We start from the raw sequence: 21,802 nt of genomic DNA, 5'->3' as shown, positions 1-21,802 counted from the left end.
CGGCGGGCGCGTGCGCAAACGCGGTGGCGTTGTGCTGGGCGTGGATCAGGTAAAGCTGCGCGCTGCGATCGATGAGTCTTGCGCGCATCTTTTCCAGGCCGCGGGTTATGAGCCCGATCTGTTTGGGGAATCATTTGCACCGATTCACCTTGCATAAACGGCGCCGGGGGACGCGGGACTGCTACTCGTCGCTTTCGGTGCGGTGTCCTGCCTTACGCTTGGATTCGATTTCTTCAAGAGCAAGCAATAGGCTGGTGCGATGGCTTTTAGCTACTTCCTGCCAGGGCAATCCGGACACAGCACTTTCAAGCCCCCATAGCAGATTCAGGCTCGGCGCACATCCGGCACGCTTTACCATGGCATAAGCTCGCACTGAGCCAAGGCGCTTGAGTGTCTCGATTGATTCGATGCCTGCCACAGCAAGCATTGTCTGTGATTTTGGGCCGAGGCCCGGGAGAGCACATATTTTCATCTTGATGACTCGGAAAATCAGGCTGGATGTATTGTATTGCAATCCCAAATCAGGGGAGCGGACTTCGAGCCGCCAAAGACCTGAAATGGGGATACGAGCGCGCGCCCTCGGCGCGCGGCGCTTCCCKCRCAGCGGGAAGCAGTTGGGCGATTCGGAGCGGGCTTCCCCTGCAGGGGAAGCCCTTCGAATCCCCCGCGCAAGGCCCGCAGGGGCCTTGCTTCTCTTCGCCAGAATAAAAAAAGGCCGTCCTCGCGGACGGCCTTCTTTTTTATTCTGGCGGAGAGAGGGGGATTCGAACCCCCGATAGGCTATGAACCTATACACGCTTTCCAGGCGTGCGACTTCAACCACTCATCCACCTCTCCAGTTCTCTCGCATCGCTGCAAGAGGCGCACATTGTAGCAAAGATTCTTGAAAGTACCAATGTTTTTTGCGCCGCCCCTTCAGCCCGCTTAAGACGCTTCTTTGAGCTGCTCCAGAATGGCCGGATTTTCCAGCGTGGAAACGTCTTGCGTGATCTGCTCGCCCTTGGCCAGCACGCGCAATAAACGCCGCATGATCTTGCCGCTGCGCGTCTTGGGCAGGTTGTCGCCGAAGCGGATTTCCTTGGGCTTGGCGATCGGGCCGATCTCTTTGCCGACCCAGTTGCGCAGCTCCAGCGCGAGACGCTTGGCTTCTTCGCCAGTCGGACGCGCTTGCTTGAGCACCACAAACGCGCAGATCGATTCGCCCGTGGTGTCGTCCGGCTTGCCGACCACCGCAGCTTCGGCCACCAGCGGGTTCGCTACCAGCGCGGATTCGATTTCCATCGTGCCCATGCGGTGGCCCGACACGTTCAGCACGTCGTCGATGCGGCCGGTGATGGTGAAGTAGCCGGTGTCCTTGTTGCGGATGGCGCCGTCGCCTGCCAAGTAGTATTTGCCGCCCAGCTCTTCGGGGAAGTAGCTGCTCTTGAAGCGTTCGGGGTTGTTCCAGATGGTGCGTATCATCGACGGCCATGGGCGCTTAACCACCAGGATGCCGCCCTGCCCGTTCGGCACGTCTTGCCCGGCTTCGTCAACGATGGCGGTCATGATGCCCGGCAGCGGCAGCGTGCAGGAACCCGGCACCATGGGCGTGGCGCCCGGCAGTGGCGTGATCATGTGGCCGCCGGTCTCGGTCTGCCAGAAGGTGTCAACGATCGGGCACTTTTCGTTGCCGATGTTTTTGTAGTACCAAACCCATGCCTCTGGATTGATCGGCTCGCCAACCGTGCCGAGCAGGCGCAGCGAGGACAGGTCGTAGTTCTTGGGGTGCACTTTCGGGTCGACGTCGGCGGCCTTGATCAGCGAACGGATGGCGGTCGGTGCGGTGTAGAAGATGCTGACCTTGTGCTTGGCTACGGTCTCCCAGAAACGGCCGGCGTTCGGATAGGTCGGAATGCCTTCGAAGATGATCTGCGTGGCGCCCACTGCCGTCGGGCCGTAGGCGATGTAGCTGTGGCCCGTTACCCAGCCGATGTCGGCGGTGCACCAGTACACGTCGGATGGCTTGATGTCGAAGGTCCACTTCATCGTCAGCGCGGCCCACAGCAGGTAGCCGCCGCTCGAATGCTGCACGCCTTTCGGCGTGCCGGTGGAGCCGGAAGTGTAGAGGATGAACAGCGGGTGCTCCGCGTCCACCCACTCCGGTTCGCATACGGCGGACTGGCCTTGCACCAGGTCGTGCAGCCAGATGTCGCGGCCTGCCACGTGCGTCACGTCGCCGCCGGTGCGCTGGTAGACGATGACGTCCTTGATGGTGTCGCAGCCGCCCATGGCCAGCGCTTCGTCGACGATGGATTTCAGCGGCAGCCGCTTGCCGCCGCGCTGCTGTTCGTCGGCGGTGATCACTGCCACCGCGCCGGCGTCGATGATGCGCTCCTGAAGGGACTTGGCGGAGAAGCCGCCGAACACCACGGAGTGGGTGGCGCCGATGCGCGCGCAGGCCTGCATGGCGGCCACGCCTTCGACCGACATGCTCATGTAGATGATGACGCGGTCGCCCTTCTTGATGCCGCGCGATTTCAGGCCGTTGGCGAACTTGCACACTTTTTCGTGCAGTTCCTTGTAGGTGACGTGGGTGACGGCGCCGTCGTCGGCCTCGAAGATGATGGCGGTCTTGTCGGCGTTGCCGTTTTCAAGGTTGCGGTCCAGGCAGTTGTAGGACACGTTGAGCTTGCCGTCTTCGAACCATTTGTAGAATGGCGCGTCGTCTTCGTTCAGGGTGCGGGTGAACGGCACTTTCCAGTCGATGTTCTCGCGCGCCAGGCGGGCCCAGAACCCGTCGTAGTCCTGCGCCGCCTCGGCGCACAGCGCCTGGTAGGCGTCCATGCCGGACACGGTGGCCTGCGCCGCGAATGCCGCCGAGGGGGCGAACACGCGCGATTCCTGTGGGCCCTGTTGTTCTGTAGTCTGCGTACTCATGCTAGGTCTCCATTGTGGTAATTGTTTGCAAACACCTTAAGCGCTGCCGCTTACGGATGCCTTACATAGCCATTTGAGCGAAATTGACAACTTGGCCTTTCGGATAATTCTACGGCAGTTCAGCCTGCGCCGGTGCCGACAGCGTTGAGCGAGTGTAAAATGTCGGCAATTCAAACGCAGCCTACCGGAGCAAGCCTTAATGATGGAACCACCGCGTAACACGCAACCGAACAAACTGTCGCCACTGCCTGCCTTTATTTTCATGTCGCGCTGGCTGCAGCTGCCGCTGTACCTGGGCTTGATCCTGGCGCAGTGCGTCTACGTGTTTCATTTCTGGGTCGAACTGAAGGACCTGATCGGCGCGGCGCTCGGCAACGAGGCGGCGCTGGAGCACATTTTCCAGGCCGTAGCCGTGCCGGGAGCGGCGGTGCCGAGCAAGCTCAATGAAACCACCATCATGCTGGTGGTGCTCGGCCTGATCGACGTGGTGATGATTTCCAACCTGCTGATCATGGTGATCGTGGGCGGCTACGAGACCTTCGTCTCACGCATGCACCTGGAAGGCCATCCGGACCAGCCGGAGTGGCTGTCGCACGTGAACGCGTCGGTGCTGAAGACCAAGCTGGCCATGGCCATCGTCGGCATCTCGTCCATCCACCTGCTGAAGACCTTCATCAACGCCAGCTCGTACAAGATGGACGTGATCGCCGCGCAAACCGTGATTCACGTCGTATTTCTGCTGTCCACCATCGCTATCGCCTACACCGATAACCTGATGACACGCACGCAAGCACTCAACAAGCAGCACTAAAAAGTTTTCATCCTCCAGCGAGAACACCATGACCATCATAAAGCAAGACGATCTGATCGAATCCATCGCAGCGGCGCTGCAGTACATCAGCTATTACCATCCGGCTGACTACATCCAGCACCTGGCGCGCGCTTATGAAGCCGAGCAAAGCCCGGCGGCGAAGGACGCGATCGCGCAAATCCTGACCAACTCGCGCATGTGCGCAGAGGGCAAGCGCCCGATCTGCCAGGATACCGGCATCGTCAATGTGTTCCTGAAGATCGGCATGGGCGTGCGCTTCGAAGGCTTCTCCGGCACCGTCACCGATGCCATCAACGAAGGCGTGCGCCGCGCGTACAACTTCGCCGACAACAAGCTGCGCGCCTCCATCGTGGCCGACCCGCACTTCGAGCGCAAGAACACCAAGGACAACACGCCGGCCGTGGTGCACATGGAACTGGTGGAAGGCAATACCGTCGACGTGAGCGTGGCTGCCAAGGGCGGCGGCTCCGAGAACAAGACCAAGTTCGTGATGCTGAACCCTTCCGATTCGCTGATCGACTGGGTGCTGAAGACCGTGCCGCTGATGGGCGCCGGCTGGTGCCCGCCGGGCATGCTGGGCATCGGCATCGGCGGCTCCGCCGAGAAGGCGATGCTGATGGCGAAAGAGTCGCTGATGGAAGACATCGACATGTACGAGCTGAAGCAACGCGGCCCGCGCAACAAGACCGAAGAGCTGCGCATTGAACTGTGCGACAAGATCAACGCGCTGGGCATCGGCGCGCAGGGCCTGGGCGGCCTGACCACGGTGCTGGACGTGAAGATCAATATGTACCCGACCCACGCCGCATCGAAGCCGGTCGCCATGATCCCGAACTGCGCCGCCACGCGCCACGCGCACTTTGTGCTGGACGGCTCGGGCCCATCCTACATCGAGCCGCCGAAGCTGTCGGACTGGCCGGACGTGAGCTGGACCCCGGACACCGAGAAGTCCAAGCGCGTCAACCTGGACACCTTGACCAAGGAAGAAGTGGCTTCGTGGAAGCCGGGCCAGACCCTGCTCCTGAACGGCAAGATGCTGACCGGCCGCGACGCCGCGCACAAGCGCATCCAGGACATGCTGGCCAAAGGCGAGCAGCTGCCGGTGGACTTCAAGAACCGCGTCATCTACTACGTGGGCCCGGTCGATCCGGTGCGCGACGAAGTGGTGGGCCCTGCCGGCCCGACCACCGCTACCCGCATGGACAAGTTCACCGACATGATGCTGGAGCAGACCGGCCTGATCGCCATGATCGGCAAGGCCGAACGCGGCCCGGCCGCCATCGAGTCGATCAAGAAGCACAAGTCGGCCTACCTGATGGCCGTGGGCGGCTCGGCCTACCTGGTGTCGAAAGCCATCAAGTCGGCCAAGGTGCTGGGCTTTGAAGACATGGGCATGGAAGCCATCTACGAATTCGAGGTGGAAGACATGCCGGTCACCGTGGCCGTGGACGCTGGCGGCACTTCGGTGCACAACACCGGTCCGAAGGAATGGGCCGCCAAGATCGAGGCACTGAACGTGCCTGTCGTGGTGAAGTAATCCCGTGATGCACTCGCCGCCCTTCCCCACGCCGGCCGACGCGCCCATCGGCATTTTCGATTCCGGCGTGGGCGGCCTGTCGGTGCTGCGCCATATCCGCGCACAGCTGCCGCAGGAGCACCTGATCTACTTCGCCGACTCCGGCTTTGCGCCATATGGCGACAAGACGGAGGCGGTGGTGGTGGAGCGTTCGCTGGCAGTGGCGGCCTTCCTGGTGGGGCGCGGCGTGAAAGCGCTGGTGGTGGCCTGCAACACGGCCACCGTGGCTGCCATCAAAGCGATCCGCGCGCACCATCCGGCGCTGCCCGTGGTAGGCGTGGAGCCTGGCCTCAAGCCTGGCGCAGCCGCCACGCGCAACGGCAAGGTGGGCGTGCTGGCCACGCAGCGCACGCTGTCGGGCGAAAAGTTCCTGCAGCTGCGCGACCAGATCGCCGGCGCCACGCAGGCGCAGTTCCTGCTGCAGCCTTGCGTGGGCCTGGTGGACCTGATCGAACAGGGCGAGCTGGATACGGACGCCACGCGCGCCATGCTGGAGCGCTACGTCGCGCCGCTGGTGGTGCAAGGGGCGGATACGTTGGTGCTGGGCTGCACGCACTACCCGTTTGTGCAGGAAGCGATCGCGCGCGCGGTGGCGCAGGCCGGCGGCGCGGACGTGACCCTGATCGACACCGGCGACGCGGTGGCGCGCCAGCTGGCGCGGCTGCTGGAGAGCGGCGGCCTGCAGCGGCCGGGCAGCGTTGGCCATCCGCCGCTGCTGCACGGCTACACCACCGGCGGCGCGGCGGCGCTGGGGCCGGCCTTCGCCACCCTGCTGAAAATGACGGTGGACGTGGAATCGCTTAAAATCTAGGCAATTCGGCGTTTTTCTAAAAAAAGCGCCTTAGGCCTTTGCAAGATGCCGGATGGCCTAGTATAATTCGGCACCTGACGCGCAAACAGTGCTTCAGGCGAAGTAAATCAGTGGTGGCCGTAGCTCAGTTGGTAGAGTCCAGGATTGTGATTCCTGTTGTCGTGGGTTCGAGCCCCATCGGTCACCCCACAGAATTACGGTAAAAAGCCCAGTCATCGACTGGGTTTTTTTCTTTTCACGGGTAGGATTGCTGGTACTGGCGGTAGTCGCTGCTGGTGCGGAAATCTTGCAGGGCCTGCCATAGGCGGGCCGAATAGGCCGGGTGGCGGGCGTGGAACTGGCGCGACAGCATCAGGTAGAGCGGGGTTTGCTCGAAGGGCTTGCCGGCGCGCTCCAGCAGGCCGGCATAGCGCCGCGCGATCAGCGCTTCCGCTTCGGCCTCCATGGCGACCACGCCTTCCAGCCGCCCTGCCGCCAGCTTGGCGAAATTGAGCTCCAGCGTCTTGGAGCCGTCGTCGTAGGCCAGCTCCAGCTGCTGCAGGCGCTCGATGATGAAGCTGAAGCCCGATTCGACGCCTATCCTGCCCTCGCCCAGCCCCGCCAGGCGCCGGCCGTCCCATTGCAGCGGCGTGCCCTTGCGGCGGTAGACAAAGTAGCGCGGCGTGGCCAGCGACTTGCTTTCGTCCGCCTGCGTTCCGGCCATCGGGAATGCCGCGTAGACGGCGCGCTCGGGCGAATAGGCGCCCATCATCGCATCCACCAGGCCGAACTTCAGTTCTTCCGCGCAGCGGCGCCGTGGCGCCACGCGGCGCTCCACCTCCAGCCCCAGGCCGCGCGCCGCCTGCGCCAGCATGTATTGCAGGTGGCCGCTGCCGTCCACCAGCGCGTATGGCGGGTAGTCCACGTCCATCGAGCACAAGCGCAGGCGCGTGGGCGTTTCCTCGCCGCGCGCGGGCAGCACAGGCAGCGCCAGCAAGGCGCCGACAAGCAAGCACATCCTTAACACCATGCATAGTCCCAAGATCAAGTCCATCGCTAGCGTACCACGCTAACTGGTCATTGTTCGAGGAGGATGGCTTCGGCCTGGTGGCGCGCGCACAAGCACATCGGCGCGGCCCTGCCTAGGGCTTGCACAGCTTAACTGCACGTTGTTTGACGCAATCGACGTGGGCGCCCGGTAAACGCCGCGTTAGCTCTGCAATACGGTACAGTGAAATTGCTCGGCACGCGGTTTCGCCGGCACAGTTGAGGGGACTATTCGCTGCACCGTCAGCCATGCCGGTGCAGCTTTTTTTTATCCGGCGATACGCGCCATCAGCGCCTGCAGGCGTGGCATATCCACCGGCTTGACGAAGTGGTAGTCGAAGCCGGCCGCGTAGGATTCGTTGCGGTCGCGTTCCTGGCCGTAGCCCGTCACCGCAATCAGCACCGCACCGGCCGTTTCCGGCTGCAGCCGCAGGCGGCGCGCCAGCTCGTTGCCGTCGATGTCGGGCAGGCCGATGTCGAGCAGGCAGATGTCCGGGCGGATCTCGCGCGCGCGGTCCAGTGCAATGCGCGAGCTGTGCTCCACCGTCACCTGGTGGCCGGCTTCGGCCATGAGCATGCCCAGCGTTTCGGCCGCGTCCACGTTGTCGTCCACCACCAGCAAGCGCAGACTGCGCGTAGCGGGCGCGGCGGCCGCGCCGGCGGCGTCCGGACCGGACGGCGCCTGCGGCTGGGCCACCGGCAGGCGCAGGATGAAGGTGCTGCCCTTGCCGATACCGTCGCTGTGCGCGGCCACGCTGCCGTGGTGCGCCTCCGCCAGGCGCTGCACCAGCGCCAGGCCCAGGCCCATGCCGCCCTGCGAGCGGTCCAGTGTGCGCTCGTCCTGCGCGAACAGCTCGAAGGCGCGCGCCAGCAGCTCCGGCAGCATGCCCACGCCGTTGTCGCGCACGGTGACCGTGGCGCTGTCGCCGCGCAGGCTCAGGCGCAGCTCGACAAAGCCATCTTCCGGCGTGTACTTGGCGGCGTTGTTGAGCAGGTTGGCGATCACCTGCACCAGGCGCTTTTTGTCGCCCAGCACATGGATGGCTTCCTCCGGCAGCTGCACGGCAAAGCGGTGGCGGCGCGCTTCCATCAGCGGGCGGGCCTGTTCGGCCGCGTAACCCAGCACGTCGCGCAGGTCCAAGGTTTCCTTCTGCAGCGTGACCATGCCGCGCGTCACGCGGGAGACGTCCAGCAGGTCGTCGATCAGTCCGGTCATGTGCTTGACCTGGCGCGAGATCACTTCACTGGTGCGCTTGACCGTGGCTTCGTCGAACTGGAAGTGGCGCAGCAGCTCGGCCGCCGTGCCGATCGGCGCCAGCGGGTTACGCAGCTCGTGCGCCAGCATGGCCAGGAACTCGTCCTTGCGCTTGTCGGCATCGCGCAGCGCGGTCTGGGCCCGCTTGCTGTGCTCGTGCTCGGAGCGCAGCGCGGCCACGGCGCGCGCGCGCTCCACGGCTTCCCAGGTGCGCTGCACCACGTCCTGTGTGATAGCGATGTCTTCTCGCGACCAGGCGCGCGGCGCGCGGTGCGACAGGTTCAGCGCGCACGTCACGCGGCCGTCCTGCAGCAGCGGCACCACCACGATGGCGCCCGTGCCCAGCGCCAGATAGGCCTCGGCATAAGCCTGGGTGCGGCGGTCGGTGCGCACGTCGTTCACCACGAAGGCCTTGCCCTCGTTGAGGATGCCGATGATTTCCGGGCTGTAGTCATCCAGCCGCGCGCTGCCGGGCAGCAGCGGCAAGTCGGCGGCGCCCCACTGGCCCTGCACGAAGGCCGTGCGGCTGGCTTCGTTGATCTCGGTGTAGAACACGCGCGACACGTGCAGGTAATTGCCCAGCAGCTCGGTGGCAGCCGCCGTGATGTCGGTGACGGCGGACATGCCGCGCAGGCAGTCCGCCATGTCGAGCTGGAAGGCCTGGCGCCGGTTGAGCGCCACGAAGGCGCGCTCGGCCAGCACTTCGCGGGTGGACTCGGTGAGCACCAGCAGCACGCCCTCGACCTGGTTGTCTTCGTTCCAGATCGGGCTATGGCAGTGGGTGAAGTAGGTTTCGCGATGGCTATGGCCGCGCTCGGGCGCATAGCTGGCGTTTTCCACATAATAGGTTTCACCGGTCAGCACGTGCTCGACGATGGGCGCCATCTGGTCCCACATCTCGCGCCACCAGTCTTTGGCGGGACGTCCCAGGTGGCCCGGATGCTTGCTGCCGAGCACTTGCGCGAAAGCATCATTGTAAAACGTCAGCAGTTCACTCCCCCAGTGGATCGCCATCGGGAAGCGCGAGGCGAGCACCGTGCGCAGCACCGTCTGCAGGCAGGGCGGCCACGACTCGGGCGGCCCCATGCGAGAGCCGGCCCAGTCGAAGTTGCGCAGGCGCTCGCCACATTCCCCGCCCCCGTCCAAAAAGGCGGGACGGCGCGGCGCGGCGGGTGGGGAGGATACGTTGGTCATCATTCTGGTGTTTGGCATTGCAAGAAAAACATGCAACCCGCATCATACACGCAGTTGACAATCGGCATGCAATCATTGCCGCCGGCGGCCGCCGCGCGGAGGGCCGGCGCGGTTGCGGCGGAAATACAACGGGCGCTTAAAAAAATGGCAGTGCGCGCAGGTTTTTGCTGCCGCTGCCGCCTGGCCGGTGCTATGCTGGCTTCATAGCAAAAAGAAACTTAGCTTTCGTTTCCATCAATACCAAGCACCGAATAACGTTCCCCTACGGGAATTTCGCCGCCGCACTCCGCGAGGATGCGCCGGCTTGGATGCCGCCACTTGTGGCGGTATTTTTTTTGCGCCGCCTCATCCGTAGACTTTCCCTAAGGCATTAGTTTAACGCTACAATGGGTGCCTACGCAGTCTTCTTAGCTCACACTTCCCTGGCTCACCATGTCCGAAGAAAAAATCCTGTCCGCTGTTTCGACTTACAGCAAGGACACCCCCGCCGGCCATCCCGACATCGACGGCCGCGCTGGCGTGTTCGTGCCCACCGACGAGTTCGACCTGGCCAATACCACCACCATCCGCAAGGGTGCCGGCATTGTCGGCTTCGGCAACCCGGACGGTTCGCTGACGGTGTACTTCGAAGCCAACCGCTTTGATGAGAGCAGCCTGCACAAGTGGGAAAACAAGGCGCGCAAGGCGTACGACCGCATGGTCATGCGCGCGCCCACCGTATCCAAGGCCAAGATCGATGCGCGCATGCTGGAACAGGTGGGCATCATTGATGGCCTGGGCATCAGCATCAAGCAGCCCGAGCGCCTGCAGCAGTGGCTGGCGCAGTCGAATGCGCTCGACACCGCCCCTGAAGGCGCGATTGTGCACTGGAAAAAATAGCACGAGCCATTGTCCTACAACGGCATGGACACTCCGCTGATGCCGATATGCATTATTAATGCATAAGATGGTGTCATAGCAAACACCAACCCGGAGCCCGCCATGTCACGCATCTGCCCACTTACTATCGGTACCCTGCTGATGGGGCTGGCCAGCGTTTCCACCTGGCTGCTGCTGTCGGCCGACGTGCTGCACGAAGCGTCCTTCTTCTTCGTGCACTAAGCCTCCCCCAATTCCACCGCGCTGCCGCCCCCGGCGCAGCGCGCTGCCGCGCTGCAGTCCTTAACGGCGGCGGCCGTAGCCGCGATGGCGGTGTCCCCAGTTACCGAACACAAAATCCAGTCCTATCGTCACCGGCGGGTAGTAATACGCCGGTGCCGGTGCGTACACGGGCGGCGCCACATATACCGGCGCCGGCGCGTACAGCGGCTCGGTGGTGTACACCACGCGCGGCTGCTGCTGGGCTACCGGCTCCGAGGTGTATTCCACAGGCGCGCCGCTGGCTGCGCCGCGCTGCACCGGCGTGACGGACACGGTGTGCCACTCGTAGGGGTTGGCCGGCTTGGGGTAGTAAACGGTCGATGGCTGCGTCGCGCAGCCGGTCAGGGCCGCTACGGCGGCCAGGGCAATCATGGTTTTCATGTGGGACTCCTGTTCCAGGCTTCCACTATAAGAACATTCGGCTTTTCCTGCCGCACTTTTACAGCCTGTTACATGCGCAGGTTTAAGCGAAAAAAAAACCGGCGCAAGCACCGGTTCAAGATCGCGCCGGCTCAGGCAAGCCGGCGCAGAACGCAACTGTGATTAATCCAGTTTCCAGGCGTAGTCCACCTTGGTCCAGGTGGTGTCCGGCTTGCCGTCCTTGGTGCCCGGCTTGAATTTGCAGGCGCTCAGCGCCTTGATGGCTGCCTTGTCCAGATTCTTGAAGCCGCTCGACTTGTCGACCTTGGAGTCGAGCACGTCGCCGCCGGCCGACACCTGGAAGGACATCGACACGGTGCCCTGCTCCTCATTCATCAGGGATGCCTTCGGATACTCGGCCTTGCAGTTCTTGCCGTCGAAACTGGCCGGCACTTCCGCTGCAAAGGCGCTGCCCGATACGAGCACTGCCGCGATAACACTCACCCAACGCTGTTTAGTAGACATCTGATTTCCCCAAGTGCTTTTATTTAAGTTTCCGGATCAAGGCGAGGCTGGAATTACAGCTTCCAGACGTAGTCCACTTTGGTCCAGGTTTGTGCCACGGCGCCATCCTTGGTGCCGGGCTTGAATTTGCAGGCGCTGATGGCTTTGACAGCTGCCTTGTCCAGGTTTTTGAAGCCGCTCGACTTTTCCACTTTCGAGTCCAGCACTTCGCCCGCTGGCGACACCAGGAAGGCCATCGATACCGCGCCCTGCTCTTCGTTCAGCAGGGAAGCTTTCGGATATTCGGCTTTGCAATTCTTGGCATCAAACACGGCTGGCACTTCAGCGGCGAAAGCGGAGGTGCTCAGCAGAGCGGCGGCGATGAAACTGATCGAATGCTTGGTCATGATTTTTCGTAATTCCAAAAAGTTTAAAAAACTGTTCGACGGCCGCTCCAGACGCGGCCATCTTGCTGCGTACTTAGAATTCTTCCCACTCGTCGCCGGCGGTGGCGGCGGCAGCGATCTTCTTCGGCTTGGCGGCAGGCGCTGCCACGGCGGCTTTCTTCACCGGCGCACGGGCGGCGGGCTTGGCCACCGCCACAGGGGCGGTGTAAGCCGGCGCAGCCACGCGCGGCTCGCGCTCTTCGTGTTCCGACAGCTTGAAGATCGATACCACGCGGGCCAGTTCGCCAGCCTGGTCCTGCAGGCTTTGCGCGGCGGCGGCGGCTTCTTCCACCAGCGCAGCGTTCTGCTGGGTCATGCTGTCCATCTCGATGATGGACTGGTTCACCTGCTCGATGCCGGCGCTCTGTTCCTGGCTGGCGGAAGCGATTTCGCCCATGATGTCGGTCACGCGGCGCACCGAATCCACCACTTCGTCCATGGTCACGCCGGCCTGGCCGACCAGCTTGGAGCCGCGCTCGACTTTCTCCACCGAGTCGCCGATCAGGGTCTTGATTTCCTTGGCGGCGCCGGCCGAACGCTGGGCCAGGTTGCGCACTTCGGACGCCACCACGGCGAAGCCGCGGCCCTGCTCGCCGGCACGGGCTGCTTCAACCGCAGCATTCAGCGCCAGGATGTTGGTCTGGAAGGCGATGCCATCGATCACGCCGATGATGTCGACAATCTTGTTGGCCGATTCGTTGATCGAGCTCATCGTGTCCACTACTTGCGACACCACTTCGCCGCCCTTGCGTGCCACGTCGGACGCGTTGGCTGCCAGCTGGTTGGCCTGGCGGGCGTTGTCTGCGTTCTGCTTCACGGTGGAAGTCAGTTCTTCCATGGCCGACGCGGTTTTCTCCAGCGACGACGCTTGCATTTCGGTACGCGACGACAGGTCGATATTGCCGGCGGCGATTTCGCGCGAGGCGGTGCCGATGGTCTCGGTGCCGGTGCGCACCTGGCCCACGATGCCGACCAGGCTGTCGCGCATTTCCTTCATTTCCACCAGCAGGCTGTCCTTGTCGGTCGAGCTGGTGTTGATCGAGACGGACAGGTCGCCGTTGGCGATGCTGCCGGCAATGGCTGCCGTGTAGTCAGGCTCGCCGCCCAGCTGCTTGAGCAGGCCGCGGGTAATGATGATGGCCGCGCCCACGCTGATCACCACGGCCAGCACGCCCATGAAGATCATGAAAGTGCGCGCGCTCTGGAAACCTTCGGCCGCGTCCACCTGCACTTGCGCGTTCAGCTTGTCTTCCAGGGCACCCAGCTGGTCCAGCGACTCCATCCACTTCTTCTGCGGCGGACGGATTTCCTTGATCATCACCTTGGTGGCCGCTTCAGCCTGGTTCGACAGCCACAGCTCGGACGCCTTGGCGATGGCCGGCATGGTGGCGCCTTCGTGTTCCTTGATGGCGGCCATCAGGGTCTTCTCTTCCGGCGTGGCTTCCAGCGCGAACTGGGCTTCCAGTTTCTTCTGCGCGGCGGCGTACTTGTCGGACAGTTCCTTGATGCGCTTCATTTCCGGTTCCATATCGGCCGGGTCGCTCATCAGGGTCAGGGTGCGCAGCGAGCTGACGCGCTCGTTGACGTTGTTGCGCATGTCGATCACGAGGCGGGTCACCACGTTATTGAAGCTGACGACGTGGTCCAGGCGGTCCTGGATCTGCGCCATGCGCACGATGCCGACGCCGGTCACGGCGATCAGGAAGAGCAGCACCAACGCAAACCCGAGGCCCAGGCGCGTCCCCACTTTCATTTTTGCTAAATTCATTTCGGCTCTTTGTAAGTGACACTATTGATAAGTTGTACCCAGGTACGCACCCGCCCTGCACAAGAAAACACCCATAATTTCCCTTGCCGCTGCGCAAGTAATGACAGTAGCAAACAATGACTGCGAATGCAAAAATTGCTCTACGGATCGTTACAATGTGTGGTTTTTCAGCGCAAGACGCCACGTGCGAGGCGTATAGCCTCAGTGACTATGTGTGTATATTCTGAAATTATAGGTGCAGGTTTTGCCTCAAAGCAAGCAAAAACTGCCTGCAAAATACGCAACCTAACTTTCTGCGGAGAAAGAGGCAAAACGCAAATTTTGCTTTGGGCAAAAGAGAGAGGTCAGGCCGGCAGAGACAGGCGGGCTGCGGCTTCCAGCAGAAGGTTGGCGTCGCCGAGGGCGAGTTTTTTGGAGTCGGACAGGGTCTGGCGGAACAGGCGGGCGCCGGGCAGGCCTTGCATCAAACCCAGCATGTGGCGCGTGATGCTGTTCAGCTTGAGGCCGCGGCCGCCCTCTTTTGCCAGCTGCGCCTGGATGTACGGCACCATGGCGGCCAGCACCTGTTCGCGCGTCTTGGGCGCGGCCGTGTCGCCGTAGTAGCGCTGGTCGAAGGACGCCATCAGGAAGGGGTTGTGGTAGGCCTCGCGGCCCAGCATCACGCCGTCCACGTGCAGCAGGTGCTCGTCTATCTCGGCCTCGGTCTTGATGCCGCCGTTGATCAGGATTTCGAACTGCGGGAAGTCGCGCTTGAGGCGGTAGGCGTACTCGTACTTGAGCGGCGGGATTTCGCGGTTTTCCTTGGGCGACAGGCCCTTCAGGATGGCATTGCGGGCGTGCACGATGAAGGTGCTGCAGCCGGCTTCTGCCACCGTGCCGACGAAGTCGCGCACGAAATCGTAGCTTTCGCTGTCGTCGATGCCGATGCGGTGCTTGACCGTCACGTCGATGGAGACGGCGTCGCGCATGGCCTTCACACAGTCGGCCACCAGTTGCGGCTCGGCCATCAGGCAGGCGCCGAACGCGCCCTTCTGCACGCGCTCGGAAGGGCAACCGCAGTTGAGGTTGATCTCGTCGTAGCCCCACTTCTCGCCCAGCTTCGCGCTGGTGGCCAGGTCGGCCGGATCGCTGCCGCCCAGTTGCAGGGCCACCGGATGCTCTTCCTCGTTGAAGCGCAAATGCCGCTCCACGTCGCCATAGACCAGGGCGCCCGTGGTCACCATTTCCGTGTACAGCCAGGTGTGCCTGGTGATCTCGCGGTGGAACACGCGGCAGTGGCGGTCGGTCCAGTCCATCATCGGCGCGACGGACAGGCGGCGGCTCGGCAAATTGCGGGCAGCGGTGGTGTCGGCGGTCGGAGCGGTGATGGTGGTCATGTCGGCAACAGTCGGGGAATCGGGAGGGGGCCGTCATTATACAGCGGAAGAAGCAGCCGCGCCCGGCAGGGATTTGTCTCATAAATAAAACATCGGCACGGTGCGGTTACAAAAAACTTTGATGCATGCAAGTCACTGCCGCCGATTTGCCCGCAGGCGCGGAAACCGCGCGCGGGGCGCCCGCTTTTCATAGGCGAACTCCCGTTGCCCCCGGTATTGCCACCATCTGTTACAAGTTTCCAGCAGGAAGAGGCCCTGATCGACCGGAAACTTGGTTACAAATTTCTTACAATTGTTACTCGTCCGCGCTTTGACAGGCCCTTCTTCCCTCCCCTACATTCGGCTTACACCCGGTTAAGCATTTCTTAAGTTTGATGCTTCGGCAACCCCGGCCGGGTGTAACTGTCGGTCTTATCCCATCAACTAACAAAGGAATGGTTATGACACAGAAGAAAGCACTGCCCGCACTCCTGCTGGTCCTGGCTAGCGCAGTGGCCGCGTCGGCCAGCGCGGCGCCCTCCAGCGCCACGGTGGACTTTTCGAAAGGCGAACAGGGCTGGGTTGGTATGCAGCCGGCCGACGGCAACGGCGGCTCCGGCATCGACACCAGCCTGGGCAAGGACGCGCCCGCCTACCGCACCACCATGGAGAACTTCGGCATCGACTGGCGCAACAGCAGCAACGCGGCCTTCCTGGGCGACTACACCAAGTCGCGCAGCGTGACGCTGGGGCTGGACGTGTCGGCCATGTCGATCCAGTACTTCGGGCAGGAAGTCACACGCAGCCTGGTGGTGGAGCTGCGCGACTACGACAACAAGCCGGCCAACCTGCCCTACACCAGCGTGTGGTTCGATCTGGGCACCCTGGACGCCAGCAATAGCGACTGGCGCCACTTCTCCGTGACCATAGACGACACCTCCTCGTCGCTGCTGCCAAGCGGCTGGGGCGGCTACGGCGCCGAAGACGCCAGCGGCATGCCCGTATTGCCGGGTGGGCGCAGCTTCGCCAGCGTGCTGTCCAGCGTGGACGAGATCGTCTTCACCACCCTGAAGCCCGGCTACGGCTACGGCTTCACCAACTTCGACGTGGCCATCGACAACGTGAGCATCACGGCGGTGCCGGAGCCGTCCACCTACGGCATGCTCCTGGGCGGCATGGGCCTGCTGGGCTTTGTCGCGCGCCGCAGGCAGCGCGCCGGCCAGGCCTAAGGCCGGGCGGACACTGAGCGGGCCGCGGCCGGCGCCGGCCGCGCCCCGCTCAGGCAATGATGTTCAGGCCGCCATCGACGTAGACGGTGCTGCCGGTCAGGCGTTTCGCGTACGGGGACGCCAGGTAGGCGCAAGTGCTGCCGACGTCGAAAATGTCCACCAGCTCGCCGATCGGCGCGCGCGCCACGGCGTCCGCCAGCAGCAGGTCGAAGTCTTTCAGGCCGCCGGCGGCGCGGGTTTGCAGCGGCCCCGGGGAGATGGCGTGCACGCGGATGCCCTGCGGCCCCAGCTCGTGCGCCAGGTAGCGGCACGACGCTTCCAGCGCCGCTTTCACCGGCCCCATCACGTTGTAGTTGGGGACCACCTTGTCGGCGCCGTGGTAGCTCATGGCGAACATGCTGCCGCCTTCCGTCATCAGCGGCGCGGCCAGCTTGGCCATGCGCACGAAGGAGTGGCAGGACACGTCCATGGCCTGCAGGAAGCCGTCCAGCGAGCAGTCCAGCAGGCCGCCCTGCAGATCGGCCTTGGGCGCGTAGGCGATGGAATGCACCAGGATGTCCAGGCTGCCCCAGCGCTCGCCGATGGCGGCGAACACCGCCTCCAGCTGGCCGGGCTGGGACACGTCCAGCGGCAGCAGCAGTGCGGCGTCCAGTTCCTCGGCAATCGGATCGACGTAGGGCTTGGCTTTGTTGTTAAGAAAGGTCAGCGCCAGCTCCGCGCCCAGTTCGCGGAACACCTTGGCGCAGCCGTAGGCGATGGAGTGTTCGTTGGCCACGCCGACCACCAGCGCGCGGCGCCCGGACAAAATAGGATAAACCGTTTCCACGTTCATGCCATGCCTCCCAGCAGCGACTGCGCATGCCGCGCAATCATCAGTTCCTCGTTGGCCGGCACCACCCACACCGGCACCGCGCTGCCTGCCGCGCTGATGCGGAAGGCGCCGCCGGGCGACGGGGCACGGGCGGCACCGGCCATATTGGCCTCCTCGTCGAGCCGCACGCCCAGCCAGGCCGCGTCGCGGCAGACGGCGCTGCGCAGCGCGGCGCTGTTCTCGCCTATGCCGCCCGAGAATACGACGCCATCCAGGCCGCCCAGCGCGGCGGCCAGCGAGCCGAGTTCGCGGCCGATGCGGTATACCATCAGGTCGATGGCCAGCCGGGCGCGCGGGTCGCCGCTTTGTTCCAGCGTGCGCATGTCCGAGGAAATGCCGGAGACGCCGAGCAGGCCGGATTGCTGGTACAGCAGGCGCTGGATGTCGCCCTGCCCCATCTGCAGCTCGTCCATCAGGTACAGCACCACGCCGGGATCGACGCTGCCGCAGCGCGTGCCCATCGGCAGGCCGTCGATGGCGGTGAAGCCCATGGTGCTGGCCACGCTGCGCCCGCCGCGCATGGCGCACATGCTGGCGCCGTTGCCCAGGTGCGCCGCCACCACGCGCCCGCCGGCCAGTTGCGAGGCGAATCGGCCCGCCGATGAAGGCACGCCGCCCAGCAGCAAAGGCACGGCGACACCCTGCGTCTCGGCCGGTGCTGCCGGCGCTGCTAGCGCCAGATCCAGCGCCGGCAGCACGCTGGCGATGTACTCGTAGGACAGGCCGTGGAAACCGTAGCGCCGCACGCCGCGCTCGGTAATCTCGCGCGGCAGCGCAAAGGCTTGCGCCAGCGCCGGCTGCCTGGTGTGGAAGGCGGTGTCGAAGCAGCCCACCTGCAGCACCTGCGGCGCCAGCGCGGCTATGCTGCGCACCGGCGCCAGGTTGTGCGGCTGGTGCAGCGGCGCCAGCGGCACCAGTTTCTCCAGCCGCGCCACGGTTTCCGCGTCCAGCTTCACCGGCCCGCTGAAGTCCGTCCCGCCGTGCACGATGCGGTGGCCGATCGCCACCACGCGGTGCCCTTGCAGATGGCCCTGCGCGTACTCCACCAGGTAGCGCATGGCCGCGTCGTGCGCCAGCGGCTCGCCCGGCCACACGTGCTCGGCCGAAGGCTGGCCAGCCCCGTCCTGGGCTGTGAAGCGGGTCTGGCCCGCGTACAGGTTTTCTATCTTGCCCCTGGCCCGCAGCTGCAAGTCCTGGCCTGCGTACATCGAGAACTTGATGCTGGACGAACCGGCATTGATGACGATGACCGCATCGTCCGCGCGCATGCCCGGCATCGCGTCAGCTCCCCAGCAGCTTGGCGCCGGCCAGCTTGCTGTGCGCGATCAGCCCCGCCACCGCGCACGACGCAAGGCGCGCCTGCACCGAGTCCGCGCGGCTGGTCAGTATCACCGGCACGCGCGCGCCCAGCACGATGCCCGCCGCGTCCGCGCCGGCCATGAAGGTCAGGCTCTTGGCCAGCACATTGCCTGTCTCCAGGTCCGGCACCAGCAGCACGTTGGCGCGCCCTGCCACCGGCGAAACCAGGTGCTTGACCCGTGCGGCGTCCATGCTCACCGCATTGTCCAGCGCCAGCGGGCCGTCCAGCAGCGCGCCGGTGATCTGGCCCCGGTCCGCCATCTTGCACAGCGCCGCCGCTTCGATGGTGGACGGGATTTTCGGGTTGACCGTTTCCACTGCGGACAGGATGGCCACGCGCACCTCGTCGAAGCCCAGGATGTGCGCCAGGTCGATGGCGTTCTGCGCGATGTCCACCTTGTCGGCCAGGGTGGGCGCGATGTTGACGGCGGCATCGGTGACGATCAGCGGCTCGGCGAAGCCCGGCACGTCCATGATGAAGCAGTGGCTCAGGCGGCGCGCCGTGCGCAGGCCGGTGTCCGGCTGCACCACGGCGCCCATCAGTTCATCGGTGTGCAGGCTGCCCTTCATCAGCGCGGCCGCGTGGCCTTCGCGCACCAGCTGCACGGCGCGCTGCGCCGAGGCGTGGCTGTGCTCCGTGGCGACGATGGCCAGGCTGGAAATGTCCAGGTCCGCCTCGGCGGCGGCCGCGCGGATGCGCGCTTCCGGGCCCACCAGGATGGGCGCCATCAGTCCCAGCCGCGCGGCGTCCAGCGCGGATTCGAGGGCGTTGCGGTCGCAGGGGTGGGCCACCGCCACCACCGGCGCCATCACCGCTTGCGCGGCGGCTATCAGGCGGTCGTAATGCAGGTGCTGGCGGCCGCCGGCCGCGCCAGCGCTCACAGTTGCTCCTTGTGCGCCAGCCTGGCGGCCGGCGGAGTGGCCGCAGCGGCGGCGGCCACGTTCAGCGCCGCGCCGGCCGGGGTGCCGAACACCCTGGCCACGCGCTCCATGCGCTCGGCAGCTTCGCCGCTCAGCGCGCCGGCGGCGCTGGCCACCTGGCGCACCACGTCCAGCGCACGCGCGCGTTCATCCTGCTCGGGCGGCAGCAGGGCCGGCAGCGCGGCGAAGCCGGCCGCCTCGTCCCAGGACAGGATCTGCGCCTGCTGCTGCACCAGCTCCTTGAAGTGCGTCAGCGTCATCAGCTGCCCGGCGCGCGAATGTGCGCGCAGCTCGCGCAGCGTGGCATAGGCCCGCTCGTCGGCCGCGCGCAGCTCGGGCGCGCGGAACACGTACAGCAGTGCGCGCACGATGGCTTCCACCGTGCCGCCGACGGCGGCCTGCTCCACCAGCTTGGCGCGCGCCGACGCGGCCACGGTTTCGCGCGCAATGTCGCGTCCCAGCTGGCGCACGCGCTGGCTGTCCGCGCGCAAGCCCACCAGCGCCTGCAGCACGGGCGAGCCGTACAGGTTCATGAAATAGCGCTCCACGGCGGCATCGCGCATGTCGCGGTACTGGTCCAGCGCCGCCACGATCTGGCGCGAGAACGCTTCCTGCATGGCGAGGAAAATGTTGTCCGGCGCGGCGGGACGGCGCTCGGCGCGCACCCGATCGGCCAGCTTGTCTATGCCGTGCAGCAGCGGGTTCTTGCTGGAGTAGACGCGGTAGCGCAGGCGGTAGGGGTGCAGCTGGCGCAGCATGTCCGCGCTCTGGTCGTTCATCACCCCGCGCAGCAGCGGGCTGACGAAGGTGCGGTACAGGCCCACGTTCACGTCCGACACCCGCGCCACGGCGGCGAAGCGGCGCTCGTCCTCGGCGTCGTTGCCGCCCAGGGCGCGCAGATCGTCCAGGAAGCGGCGCTCGAAGCGCATCACGTAGTTGCCGGTGGCCAGGGCCGCGTTCAGCGTGTCCGGCGTCTTTTCCAGGAACACCGCTTCGTACAGGCCGGGCGGCAGCACGTCGATCAGGTCCATGGCGGAGGTGAATTCCTCATGCTCCTTGTTGGCCACCGTGGCCGAGACGAAGATGCCGAGGTGGCCGATGGTTTCGTGCATGGCGTAGATGATGGTCTGGCCGCTCATGGCCAGCGCTTCGTCGTCCTGGTACATGTCCAGCACCCAGCCCAGCGCCTGGTGCGGCGGCGTGATGTCGTCGCCCCAGGAACAGAACACCACGATGGGCGACTTCACGTTGCGCAGGTCGATGCGGCGGCCGGTGGAGTCGTGGATGGAGCCGGAGCTGAGGCGGTTGCCGACGAACAGGTTGTCGGCGATGTACTGCATCTCGGGCGCGTTCAGCAGCACCGGGTTGCCCCACCATTTCTCGAACTCCAGGAAGCGCTGCGCTTCGCTGTCGACCTGCGCATACACCTTGTACTCTTTTTTCCACCAGGTGTTGGCCGGGTTCATGCTCTCGAAATTGCTGACCAGGTGGGCGCCGTCGAACACGCCGTTGCCCAGGTCGCCGGACAAGGCGGTCAGCCAGGTGCCGCCCAGCAGGCCGCCCAGGTAGCGCAAGGGGTTCTTGCCGTGCACGCCGTTCCAGTAGGACAGCGGCGCGCCGGCCAGCACCAGCGGCCCGGGCAGGTCGGGATTGAGGGCGGCCGTCATCATGATCTGCCAGCCGGCCTGGCAGTTGCCGATCAGGGCGGGCTTGCCGTCCGCGTCCGGGTGCAGCTCGGCCACCTTGGCGATGAAGCGCGCTTCGGCGCGGCACACGTCCTCGATGGTCTGGCCGTGCACCGGCTGCGGCAGGAAGCCCACGAAATAGCAGGGATGGCCGGCGCGCAGCACCACGCCGATTTCGCTGTCGTGCTTCATGCCGCCAATGCCGGGACCATGCCCGGCGCGCGGGTCGAACACGATAAAGGGCCGGCGGCTGGCGTCCACTTCCACGCCGTCCGGCGGGCGTATCTTCAGCAGGCCGTAGTTGACCGGGCGTTCCAGGTCGCGCCCGTCCAGCACCACGTCGAATTCAAAGTTCAGGACATGGGGCGCGGCCTGGGCCACGCTTTCCGCATGATCGTCGCCGCGCTGGCGCAGCACATCCATGAATAGCACTGAGCGCTGCCAGGCGTCGATCCAGTACTCGCCGGCCTGCTTGGCGATGTCGAAGGGCGTGCCGGGCCAGGCCGGCTGGAATACATAGGTTCTATCGTTCACGCTGAATTCCCCTTTTGCTG

General features: G+C 64.6%; 18 protein-coding genes and 2 tRNA genes. 6 read left to right on the top strand and 14 right to left on the bottom strand.

Annotated features, from left to right (window positions below; all coding sequences use genetic code 11):
- Positions 1–181: 181 nt before the first annotated feature.
- The 3 genes from ASC94_RS32015 to acs form a co-directional block, all read right to left on the bottom strand.
- The gene (locus ASC94_RS32015) at positions 182–514 is read right to left on the bottom strand and encodes a TfoX/Sxy family protein (RefSeq protein ID WP_200955792.1); all 333 of its coding nucleotides are present in this window, start codon (positions 512–514) and stop codon (positions 182–184) included.
- A gap of 232 nt (positions 515–746) precedes the next feature.
- A tRNA-Ser gene (locus ASC94_RS20495) sits at positions 747–837 on the bottom strand.
- A gap of 87 nt (positions 838–924) precedes the next feature.
- Positions 925–2,916, bottom strand: coding sequence for an acetate--CoA ligase (gene acs / locus ASC94_RS20490; protein WP_056399604.1), 1,992 nt, complete (start codon positions 2,914–2,916; stop codon positions 925–927).
- Positions 2,917–3,115: 199 nt separating this feature from the next.
- On the opposite strand from acs, the gene ASC94_RS20485 reads away from it, so the two are divergent.
- The 4 genes from ASC94_RS20485 to ASC94_RS20470 all read left to right on the top strand — a co-directional run bounded on the left by ASC94_RS20485 (position 3,116) and on the right by ASC94_RS20470 (position 6,324).
- Positions 3,116–3,727 (top strand): YqhA family protein, encoded by a 612-nt coding sequence (locus ASC94_RS20485; RefSeq protein ID WP_056399602.1) that lies wholly within the window; start codon positions 3,116–3,118, stop codon positions 3,725–3,727.
- Positions 3,728–3,755: 28 nt separating this feature from the next.
- Entirely contained in the window at positions 3,756–5,285 is a 1,530-nt protein-coding gene (locus ASC94_RS20480; protein WP_056399599.1) for a fumarate hydratase, read from the top strand.
- A gap of 7 nt (positions 5,286–5,292) precedes the next feature.
- Complete coding sequence (gene murI / locus ASC94_RS20475) at positions 5,293–6,135, top strand: glutamate racemase (RefSeq protein ID WP_056399596.1); 843 nt, start codon at positions 5,293–5,295, stop codon at positions 6,133–6,135.
- 113 nt (positions 6,136–6,248) lie between these two features.
- Positions 6,249–6,324: transfer RNA gene (locus tag ASC94_RS20470), tRNA-His, on the top strand.
- 46 nt (positions 6,325–6,370) lie between these two features.
- Here ASC94_RS20470 and ASC94_RS20465 read toward each other — a convergent pair.
- Entirely contained in the window at positions 6,371–7,132 is a 762-nt protein-coding gene (locus tag ASC94_RS20465) for an ABC transporter substrate-binding protein (protein WP_157201528.1), read from the bottom strand.
- Positions 7,133–7,429: 297 nt separating this feature from the next.
- On the bottom strand, positions 7,430–9,613 hold the full coding sequence (locus tag ASC94_RS20460) for an ATP-binding protein (protein ID WP_229417348.1): 2,184 nt from the start codon (positions 9,611–9,613) through the stop codon (positions 7,430–7,432).
- A gap of 429 nt (positions 9,614–10,042) precedes the next feature.
- Here ASC94_RS20460 and ASC94_RS20455 point away from each other — a divergent pair, with 429 nt between their 5' ends.
- Complete coding sequence (locus ASC94_RS20455; protein WP_056399587.1) at positions 10,043–10,489, top strand: hypothetical protein; 447 nt, start codon at positions 10,043–10,045, stop codon at positions 10,487–10,489.
- A 282-nt stretch (positions 10,490–10,771) separates the two neighbouring features.
- Here ASC94_RS20455 and ASC94_RS20450 read toward each other — a convergent pair whose 3' ends face one another.
- The 5 genes from ASC94_RS20450 to dusA all read right to left on the bottom strand — a co-directional run bounded on the left by ASC94_RS20450 (position 10,772) and on the right by dusA (position 15,204).
- Complete coding sequence (locus tag ASC94_RS20450; protein ID WP_056399584.1) at positions 10,772–11,131, bottom strand: hypothetical protein; 360 nt, start codon at positions 11,129–11,131, stop codon at positions 10,772–10,774.
- Positions 11,132–11,293: 162 nt separating this feature from the next.
- A complete protein-coding gene (locus ASC94_RS20445) occupies positions 11,294–11,635 on the bottom strand; it encodes an energy transducer TonB (protein ID WP_056399582.1) in 342 nt (113 codons plus the stop codon).
- 53 nt (positions 11,636–11,688) lie between these two features.
- Complete coding sequence (locus tag ASC94_RS20440) at positions 11,689–12,021, bottom strand: energy transducer TonB (RefSeq protein ID WP_056399579.1); 333 nt, start codon at positions 12,019–12,021, stop codon at positions 11,689–11,691.
- Positions 12,022–12,094: 73 nt separating this feature from the next.
- Entirely contained in the window at positions 12,095–13,828 is a 1,734-nt protein-coding gene (locus ASC94_RS20435) for a methyl-accepting chemotaxis protein (protein WP_229417347.1), read from the bottom strand.
- A 344-nt stretch (positions 13,829–14,172) separates the two neighbouring features.
- Positions 14,173–15,204, bottom strand: coding sequence for a tRNA dihydrouridine(20/20a) synthase DusA (gene dusA / locus ASC94_RS20430; protein ID WP_056399572.1), 1,032 nt, complete (start codon positions 15,202–15,204; stop codon positions 14,173–14,175).
- 440 nt (positions 15,205–15,644) lie between these two features.
- Here dusA and ASC94_RS20425 point away from each other — a divergent pair, with 440 nt between their 5' ends.
- Positions 15,645–16,412: a PEP-CTERM sorting domain-containing protein gene (locus ASC94_RS20425; protein WP_056399571.1), complete on the top strand. Its 768-nt coding sequence runs from the start codon at positions 15,645–15,647 to the stop codon at positions 16,410–16,412.
- A 49-nt stretch (positions 16,413–16,461) separates the two neighbouring features.
- Here the strand turns inward: ASC94_RS20425 and fabI are convergent, their stop codons facing one another.
- The 4 genes from fabI to ASC94_RS20405 all read right to left on the bottom strand — a co-directional run bounded on the left by fabI (position 16,462) and on the right by ASC94_RS20405 (position 21,782).
- Complete coding sequence (gene fabI, locus ASC94_RS20420; protein ID WP_056399570.1) at positions 16,462–17,244, bottom strand: enoyl-ACP reductase FabI; 783 nt, start codon at positions 17,242–17,244, stop codon at positions 16,462–16,464.
- Entirely contained in the window at positions 17,241–18,551 is a 1,311-nt protein-coding gene (locus tag ASC94_RS20415) for an acetate/propionate family kinase (RefSeq protein WP_056399790.1), read from the bottom strand. The genes fabI and ASC94_RS20415 overlap by 4 nt, the downstream gene beginning before the upstream one ends.
- 13 nt (positions 18,552–18,564) lie before the next feature.
- The gene (locus ASC94_RS20410) at positions 18,565–19,452 is read right to left on the bottom strand and encodes a phosphate acetyltransferase (RefSeq protein WP_056399787.1); all 888 of its coding nucleotides are present in this window, start codon (positions 19,450–19,452) and stop codon (positions 18,565–18,567) included.
- Between the two features lie 68 nt (positions 19,453–19,520).
- Positions 19,521–21,782, bottom strand: a complete 2,262-nt coding sequence (locus tag ASC94_RS20405; protein WP_082616697.1) for a DUF3141 domain-containing protein — start codon at positions 21,780–21,782, stop codon at positions 19,521–19,523.
- Positions 21,783–21,802: the final 20 nt, after the last annotated feature.

It is taken from the genome of Massilia sp. Root418, assembly GCF_001425265.1.
In the GTDB taxonomy this organism is placed as follows: Bacteria; Pseudomonadota; Gammaproteobacteria; order Burkholderiales; family Burkholderiaceae_D; genus Rugamonas.
The sequence above is the reverse complement of the archived record's forward strand: the minus strand, read 5'-3'. Positions and strand labels throughout refer to the sequence as shown.

Bases quoted from the DNA above. Each gene is read 5' to 3' on its own strand.
- ASC94_RS20450 (WP_056399584.1), bottom strand. From the start codon at position 11,131: ATGAAAACCATGATTGCCCTGGCCGCCGTAGCGGCCCTGACCGGCTGC.
- ASC94_RS20485 (WP_056399602.1), top strand. From the start codon at position 3,116: ATGATGGAACCACCGCGTAACACGCAACCGAACAAACTGTCGCCACTG.
- murI (WP_056399596.1), top strand. From the start codon at position 5,293: ATGCACTCGCCGCCCTTCCCCACGCCGGCCGACGCGCCCATCGGCATT.
- acs (WP_056399604.1), bottom strand. From the start codon at position 2,916: ATGAGTACGCAGACTACAGAACAACAGGGCCCACAGGAATCGCGCGTG.
- ASC94_RS20455 (WP_056399587.1), top strand. From the start codon at position 10,043: ATGTCCGAAGAAAAAATCCTGTCCGCTGTTTCGACTTACAGCAAGGAC.
- ASC94_RS20480 (WP_056399599.1), top strand. From the start codon at position 3,756: ATGACCATCATAAAGCAAGACGATCTGATCGAATCCATCGCAGCGGCG.
- ASC94_RS20465 (WP_157201528.1), bottom strand. From the start codon at position 7,132: ATGTGCTTGCTTGTCGGCGCCTTGCTGGCGCTGCCTGTGCTGCCCGCG.
- ASC94_RS20435 (WP_229417347.1), bottom strand. From the start codon at position 13,828: ATGAATTTAGCAAAAATGAAAGTGGGGACGCGCCTGGGCCTCGGGTTT.
- fabI (WP_056399570.1), bottom strand. From the start codon at position 17,244: ATGAACGTGGAAACGGTTTATCCTATTTTGTCCGGGCGCCGCGCGCTG.
- ASC94_RS20445 (WP_056399582.1), bottom strand. From the start codon at position 11,635: ATGTCTACTAAACAGCGTTGGGTGAGTGTTATCGCGGCAGTGCTCGTA.
- dusA (WP_056399572.1), bottom strand. From the start codon at position 15,204: ATGACCACCATCACCGCTCCGACCGCCGACACCACCGCTGCCCGCAAT.
- ASC94_RS20440 (WP_056399579.1), bottom strand. From the start codon at position 12,021: ATGACCAAGCATTCGATCAGTTTCATCGCCGCCGCTCTGCTGAGCACC.
- ASC94_RS20415 (WP_056399790.1), bottom strand. From the start codon at position 18,551: ATGCGCGCGGACGATGCGGTCATCGTCATCAATGCCGGTTCGTCCAGC.
- ASC94_RS20425 (WP_056399571.1), top strand. From the start codon at position 15,645: ATGACACAGAAGAAAGCACTGCCCGCACTCCTGCTGGTCCTGGCTAGC.
- ASC94_RS20460 (WP_229417348.1), bottom strand. From the start codon at position 9,613: ATGATGACCAACGTATCCTCCCCACCCGCCGCGCCGCGCCGTCCCGCC.
- ASC94_RS20410 (WP_056399787.1), bottom strand. From the start codon at position 19,452: ATGGCGCCGGTGGTGGCGGTGGCCCACCCCTGCGACCGCAACGCCCTC.